Here is a 2,044-nt window from a genome sequence, read left to right on the forward strand (position 1 = left end):
CCGCTTCTGGTCGGCCCGCCGCGTCCCCGCCACGCTCCTCGCTCTCGTCCTGACCGGCGCGGCGGGCCTCTTCCTCTACGACGTCGTCGCGGTCCGCGCCGGGCACGCGGCGATGAGCTGGCGCAAGGACCTCGCCCACGGTCTCGCCGACCACCGCCTGGACGACACGTGGGTCCTCGTCGGCGCGGGCGTCGCCGCCGCGCTCGGCCTGTGGCTCCTGCTCCTCGCCCTCACCCCGGGCCGCCGCGCCCTGCTGCCGATGCGCAGGCCCTACGCGGGGGTGCGCGGCGCGCTCCACCGGCAGGCCGCCGCGATGGTCGTGCGCGACCGGGCCGCGCAGGTCTCCGGGGTCCGCTCGGCCCACGTCACCGTGCGGCGCCGCAAGGTCAAGGTGCGCGCGCTCGCGCACTTCCGCGATCTCGCCGAGGTACGGGCCGAACTCTCCCAGATCCTCGGCTCCACCCTCACGGAACTCGGCCTCGCCCGCACCCCGCGCCTCCTCGTGCGGGTCCGGCGCCCGGGGAAGGACTGAGTGGCCATGCTCCGTACCGTCAACCGCGTCCTGCTCGCCCTCGCCGGGCTCGTCCTCATCGCGCTGGGCGGCTCCGTCCTCGCCGTGGGCTACGGCGTGCGGCCCCCGCACTGGTGGGTGCACCAGAGCGAGCACGACGTCCTGCTCACGGCGGGGGAGCGGACCCGCTGGCGCGAGGCGGGCTGGTGGTGGCCCGTCCTCATCGCCGCGCTCGCCGTGCTCCTGCTGCTGGCCCTGTGGTGGCTCGCCGCCGGACTGCGCCGCCGGCACCTGTCCGCGCTCCCGCTCGACGTCGGCCACGGCGACAGTGCGCACCTGCGCGGCCCGGCACTCGAAGGGGTCCTCGCCGCCCACACCGAACGCCTCGACGGCGTCGAGCGCGCCCGCGTCCGCCTGCGCGGCCGCACCGGCGCCCCCGTGGCCCACCTCCACCTCACCCTCGCCCCCGACGCGGCGCCCCTCCTCGTCCAGCACCACGTGGTGACGGAGACGCTGCGGACGGCGAAGGAGGCGACGGGGCACGAGGACCTGCGGGCGGAGATTTGGATGAACGGGGTACCGCACGGGGCGGAGCGGGTCCGGTAGCGGACGGCGGGGGCCTCAGCCCGCGTCGTACCGGGCGAGCACCGGGCGCAGGGGCGGGTTCCCGGTCTCCGTCGAGTTCTGGAAGCGCACGACACCGGCGGCGAGGAGGGTGCGGGTGCCGGGCACGAGGGCCGCGACGGCGGGGTCCATCGGCTGGTCGAAGTCGTACTTGCGGCGCGCCTTGGGGATCTCGTGGGGCTCGGGGAGCCGCGCCGGGGCGTCCAGGCGGCGCAGGCGGCCCTCCTTGTCGAGCCGCCGCCAGGTGCTGAGCAGAAGACCGCCCGCGCCGTCCGGGCTCGCGAGCCCGCTCGGGTCGATCTTCGTGGCGTCGGCCAAGGGCGCCTCGCTCCAGCGCGTCCCGTCCCCGCGCAGGACGATGGCGCGGCTGTCCGGCTCCTCGTCCGCCTCGCCGTGGGCGAAGTCGTTCCGTCCCAGCGCCCACACCTGACCGGAGGCGGGGTCGTGGGTGACGACGTCGAGCACGGCCGACGCCTCGGGCGGGACCGGCTCGGGGAAGTGGTACTCGGGTGTCCTCATCCGCTGCCACGTGCCGTCCGCCCACCGGGCGCTCGCGGGCTGCGGGGAGCACTCGCCCTCGCCCGCGCAACTGCCGTCCACCGAGCCGACGGCCCACGCGCGCGGCTCCCCGCCCCGCTCGCCCGGGACGGCGGTGACGGCCCGCGCCGTGAAGGGCAGCGCGGACATCTCCCACCGCGCGCCGTCGAAGTGCGCGACCGCTTTGCCGGCCAGCACCCACAGGTGCTCCCCGGCGGCGGCGCACACCTGCCCGTCACCGGAACCGGAGCCCGCCGCGCGCGCGGCGGCGGGCGGGGTCGGCAGCGTGTGCCACCGCTTCCCGTCCCACCGGCACACCGTCGTCCGGTCCCCGCCGCCGCGCGGGGCGCGCACGAGCCACACCTGTCCGGG

3 protein-coding genes are annotated in these 2,044 nt (G+C 77.3%); 2 read left to right on the forward strand and 1 reads right to left on the reverse strand.

The genetic code is table 11. The features are described from left to right. A partial coding sequence (locus SSBG_RS24040) for a DUF6286 domain-containing protein (RefSeq protein ID WP_008748669.1) occupies window positions 1–532 on the forward strand: 532 nt, incomplete at its 5' end. Between the two features lie 6 nt (window positions 533–538). After that, window positions 539–1,117 carry an alkaline shock response membrane anchor protein AmaP gene (gene amaP / locus SSBG_RS24045; RefSeq protein WP_037871875.1) on the forward strand — a complete coding sequence of 193 codons (579 nt, stop codon included), beginning with the start codon at window positions 539–541 and terminating at the stop codon, window positions 1,115–1,117. A gap of 15 nt (window positions 1,118–1,132) precedes the next feature. Here the strand turns inward: amaP and SSBG_RS24050 are convergent. Beyond that, a partial coding sequence (locus SSBG_RS24050; protein WP_420790327.1) for a hypothetical protein occupies window positions 1,133–2,044 on the reverse strand: 912 nt, incomplete at its 5' end.

This window comes from Streptomyces sp. SPB074 (genome assembly GCF_000154905.1).
Taxonomy (GTDB): domain Bacteria; phylum Actinomycetota; class Actinomycetes; order Streptomycetales; family Streptomycetaceae; genus Streptomyces.